Source organism: Aestuariivirga sp. (assembly GCF_044239095.1).
GTDB lineage: Bacteria > Pseudomonadota > Alphaproteobacteria > Rhizobiales > Aestuariivirgaceae > Aestuariivirga.
In genome coordinates this window covers 1-4872 of the sequence record NZ_JBIICB010000304.1, presented here as the reverse complement: position 1 = coordinate 4872, position 4872 = coordinate 1, and the positions used below count along the sequence as shown (strand labels likewise).

Below are 4872 nucleotides of genomic sequence, written 5' to 3'. Positions count from 1 at the left end.
CAGTGGCGACTTCGTTGCGGTAGATGGTGTGGTAGGTATCGAACATCAGCCTGACGTTCGGAGCTCCCGCTTCAGTCATCAGATTGAGTGCATCGTCTGCGCTGTCGATCAGATTGCTGTCCGCAGAGGTGGGCTCGATGCATATGGTGATGCCAAGCGCTTCGGCGGTCCTGGCGATGTCCCGCAGTGCTGAGAGGCTCCAGTTCCAGGCTTCGGCGCGGGTGGTGCCGAACACCTGCCAGCCTGCCACATACAGCAGGATCTTGCCGCCCAGTTCGGCGCAGAGGATTACGACCTTCTTGTACTGGTCGATCGCGGCTGCCCTTTCCTCCGGGATGGGTGAGGCAACGTTGAAGCCAGGGCCGCCGCCTGGCGCTGGCAACATGGAGACGAGTGCGATGTTATTCTGTTCGAACAGGCGGCGGATTTCGCGTCGGCGCTGGGGTCCGGTGTAGTCGGGGTAGGCGTGGGGGCTGGCGGCGCCGAGTTCGATACCGTCATAGCCGATGGCGGCCAGCCGCGGCACGACCTCCTCGAGCGGGTAGGCGGGAACCCAGACGGGGAAGCTCGAATAGACCCAGGTATTGAAGGCAAGTTTCATCGGCGTTCTCCAGTCACAGGGTTTGTGCCAACAGAAAGGCTTCGGCGATATTGCTCTCGATGAGCCGCGGTGCGACACAGTCACCGACGCGCTCAACCCGCACGGACGTGAAGCGTGGATCCTTCTTCAGCGCCAGGAAGAGGTCCTCGCGCGAGCGGCGGCCGATCACCGGCACGACCCAGTCAACGCCTGCGATTACTTCCTCGTCGCCGGGCATCAGCACGTATTTGGCCCAGCCGATAGCATCATTGCCGCTGATGACGGGTGTTACGGTGACGGTATGGTTGCCGATGCCGGTCAACGTCAAGCCGGAGCGGAGCTTGATGTTCTTGATAGCGGCGCGCCGGTAGAACAGCTTGCATGTGCCCGACTCGAGTTCGTTGCCAGCTGAGTGGGCCGCCAGCACGATGACCTCGCAGCCGGCATCGGCAAGGAATTCGGCCGTGCCCGCTGCTTCCCAATGGCCATTGTTGTCGACGACGACGACCTTGCCGGACAATTGTACCTTGCCCGACAACACGTCGTCGCAGGACACGACGAAATCCTGGTTGAGGCCATCGATGTCAGGCAGGATCTGGCGCCCGAGCGCGCGCGAGACTTCGACATCGGAACTTGAAGTGCGCGGCAGGTTGGGTTCGGAACCCGTCGCCACGATCACCACGTCGGGCCTCAGCTCATGGATGCTGTCCGGCGTTCCGGCTTTGCTGCGCCTGATGTCGACGCCGCATTCCTGGGCGATGATTTCGAGATAGCTCGTAACTTCGCCAATGTTTGCGTGCTCTGGCTGCTTTTCGGCATAGCGCACCTGGCCACCCAGGACCGAATTACGCTCGAGAAGCGTAACGTTGTGGCCGCGGCGGGCTGCCGTTTCAGCGACCTTGAGCCCGGCCGGACCACCGCCGATCACGACGATGGACTGTTGCCTGGTGATCGGTGCCAGCAACCGCTCATTCACCTGGCCTTCGCGGCCGGCACCGGGGTTCTGGATGCAGCGGACGCCCTTTTCCTGGCCCACTTGGTGTATACAAGCGTCATTGCAGGAAATGCAGCGGCGCACGAGATCAGCGCGGCCACGCAGGGTTTTTTCCGGAGTCCACGGGTCCGCGATGAGTTGCCTTGCCATTCCGATGAGATCGGCCTCGCCGTTCCGCAGGGCTTCCTCACCCAGTTGCGGTGAGTTCATGCGGCCGAATGCGATGACCGGCAGGCGGCTCATCGACTTCAATTCGCTGTTGATCTTGCGGAAGTCATCCTGAGCGACGGCGGCGGGCGGTATCTCCATCCAGTAACTCGAGAACGAACCAGCGTCCGAGTTGAAATAGTCGAGCAGCCCGCTCGATTGGAAATATTCGGCGATCTGCAGTCCGTATTCGGTATCATAGCCAAATACGGTGAACTCGTTGACGCAGAGACGCACCCCGAGCGGCACTGCAGGTCCGACCGCTTTCCGGATAGCTTCGAAGACCTCTATCGACAGGCGCAGGCGATTCTCAAAGCTGCCGCCATAACCGTCGGTGCGGCGATTGAAGTAGGGCGAGGCAAAGGAACGCAGCAACCCGTCGTGGGCAACCTTGACCTCGATGCCGTCGAAGCCAGCTTCCACAAGGTTGCGGGCACTCGCCGCAAAACCTTCGATCACAGCCTTGATGTCATCTTCATCGATGGCCTTGGTGCTGAAGTGGCTCGATGGCTCCGGCATCTGCGTCGGCGCCCAGAGAATGTGGGGCGGATGTTCAAGCGAGGTGTGCCCGCCATGTGTGAGTTGGCCGAAGATCTTGGCGCCGTGGCGATGCACGCTCTCTGTGATGTGCCGATGGGCAGGGATAATTTTCGGGTCCCAGGCGTCAACGAAGCGCCTCGACATCTTTCCCGTTGGGTGGATGGCCTGGCTTTCGAAGATGATCAGCCCGACGCCGCCACGGGCGCGCTCCTCATGGTAAGCAGCATGGGCCTTGGATGGAGTGCCGTCGAGTTCGCCGAGCGCAGTGAAGTGCGGCTGGAAGACGAAGCGGTTGCGCAGCTCCACATGGCCTATGGCGAAGGGTGACAAGATAAGCGGGAACTGATTGTGGCCGGGTGCGATTCCGCCCGTCCCGTAGGCCGGCAGAAACATTTTGGAATTCGGTTCGCGCATGAGATCACAATATGAAGCAATCAATCACGTAATCGATTACGCCAGACCATCGTCCAGGTCAAGAAGGACTTCCTTTGGGTAATGCCAAAAGTCAATTGCATCACGGCCATCGGGGCCGAATTTGTTGAACCGGCATCCCCAATCGCTCAGGGTCTGCCGGTCCCTGCCGCCAATACGCGCCGCTTCCTCCCGGCTCCGGCCCTCGACAATTGCCGCCAGCAACAGCAACCGGCGGCTCTGATTGCTATCCTTCGATGCCTTTGCAATCTGCCGAAGGTCAGCAGCGGAGTAATCAGTGCGAAGCCGAACAGGTGCAGGCATGACGCGAATCTCCTTCGCAACTCAGCACGCACGCATGCTGCAAGATTGAAAACTCAAATGAGTCAGATGGAAAAGCCGTTGGTATTGGTGCAAACAACTCTTTCGCACGGGGCGATGCAGCTTTCATGGCGATCTGTCCACTGGGCCTCGGACGTCGAAAAGGCCGGGCGGCGATCTCGCGGGCGATGAAGGCCAGATGGGCTTCTACGAGAAGTCAAAGCTGATGCCCGATTCGGTGATGATGGTGAGTTTTCATGCCAGTACGTGGGTGCGTCATTAAGTCAGGGCTCACGGTACCTGCCCAGCTGAACAGGACGCCCTCAGCTACTTTGCGATACAAATTGTCTGGGCAAACTCCGAACTGGACATTCACGCCACTATCAAGCAATTCACTGCAAGACGATTTCCAATCGCGGAAGCTTCGTAGTCAAGGTCGTGGCAGGCATGGAGAGCGTCTTTATTTATATCGCCGAGTTGCCCATTTGGGTTTCGATAGCTGGCGTGATGGTTCTCGCGCTCGTTGTAAGTCTGGCCGGAACCGTCATTCCGAATGAGATTTATACCTACCAGGAACTCGCCGCCAACAATGATATCGTCAACACGAAGTTCAGCTATTTTGGCGGAATTTTTGCTGTTTCGCTTGGGTTGGCGATGGTCGGTGCCTATGGGGTTTACTTGGATGCACGCGATGCCTCCACCCGCGAGGTCGGAGCGCTTCGGTCGCTTTATTACAGCCTTCCAGCGGAGGGAGCGGAAGGTGACAGTGCTTTGAGCTTGCAAAGACGTTCAGCTATCGTTGATTATGCCACTATCGTGATCGATGAGGACTGGACTGTACGCGGGCAGGATGTGCCGAACTTCAATTCGGACATTACTCTCAAGAAGATGTTCGACATCTTCATGGCGAAGCCAGATGAGAGCCCATTAATGGATACACATTTACTCTGGCTGAACGATGCCGTAGCGGCTCACTCGATGCGGGCTTCATCAAAGTCTCGGACTTTGACGGTCATGATATGGTCTATCCTGCTGTTCGGCACAGCACTCTCGATCTTTGTTCCCTTGTTCTTTGGAACACAGACTGTCATCATACAAGCAGTCCTATCAAGCAGCTTCTCTGCTTTCATACTGCTTCATCTTCTTGTCATCATTCACTTGGCTTATCCCGTGAATGATGATGTTGGGATCTCGACCGCTGTTTACGTTGAGTTCCTTGAGGAGGTCAAAGTGTTGAACCATGCGTTGGGCCATCCGCTTTAGCCCGCGCAGTTTGAAAGCGATGACGGGCCCGCAGGCCTATGCCAAGAGTCATTTGCATTGACCGGCTTGCGCCCCGCCCGGACTCCACGATCCCGGCAAACTCTGGCAATTGGCTTTCCGGCAGACTGGGCTCAGTGCCGCCCCCATGCTGGTTAAGAAGGCCAGCGGGGCCGCATTCGTAGAACCTGTACCCCCAATCGCGCAAGGTCTACCGGTCCATGTCGGCAGTACGCGCCGCTTCTTCCCGGCTCCGGCCCTCGACAATCGCCACCAGCGACAGAAACCGGCAACTCTGATCGCTATCCTTCGATGCCTTTGTGATCTGGCGAAGGTCAGAGGCGAAGCAGTCGGCGCGAAGACGAACGGCTGCAGGCATGGTGCGCACCTCCTTCACACCTCAGGCTTCCCACATGCTGCAAGATTGAAAAACTCAAATGTGGGAACGGCGGTGGAAAATTAGACCACGGTAGCGGCGGGATTGGCCCGCTGCGGGCGGAGTAAAAGCCGCCCACTATCTATGCCCTTTCTGTGTGAACAGGGAGGGCTCGGAGATCTA

At 58.3% G+C, this 4872-nt stretch carries 5 protein-coding genes; 1 reads left to right on the top strand and 4 read right to left on the bottom strand.

Annotation, left to right across the window (positions count from 1 at the left end; genetic code table 11):
* The 3 genes from ACILRA_RS19815 to ACILRA_RS19805 all read right to left on the bottom strand — a co-directional run.
* The coding region (locus tag ACILRA_RS19815) for a sugar phosphate isomerase/epimerase family protein (RefSeq protein WP_395663781.1) at positions 1–601 on the bottom strand (601 nt) is incomplete at its 3' end.
* Between the two features lie 13 nt (positions 602–614).
* Entirely contained in the window at positions 615–2714 is a 2100-nt protein-coding gene (locus ACILRA_RS19810) for an FAD-dependent oxidoreductase (RefSeq protein WP_395663780.1), read from the bottom strand.
* A gap of 57 nt (positions 2715–2771) precedes the next feature.
* Positions 2772–3056: a helix-turn-helix domain-containing protein gene (locus ACILRA_RS19805; RefSeq protein WP_395663779.1), complete on the bottom strand. Its 285-nt coding sequence runs from the start codon at positions 3054–3056 to the stop codon at positions 2772–2774.
* 444 nt (positions 3057–3500) lie between these two features.
* Between ACILRA_RS19805 and ACILRA_RS19800 the strand changes: the two genes are divergently transcribed.
* Positions 3501–4316 (top strand): hypothetical protein, encoded by an 816-nt coding sequence (locus ACILRA_RS19800; RefSeq protein ID WP_395663778.1) that lies wholly within the window; start codon positions 3501–3503, stop codon positions 4314–4316.
* 208 nt (positions 4317–4524) lie between these two features.
* Here ACILRA_RS19800 and ACILRA_RS19795 read toward each other — a convergent pair whose 3' ends face one another.
* Positions 4525–4692, bottom strand: a complete 168-nt coding sequence (locus tag ACILRA_RS19795) for a hypothetical protein (protein WP_395663777.1) — start codon at positions 4690–4692, stop codon at positions 4525–4527.
* Positions 4693–4872 lie beyond the last annotated feature (180 nt).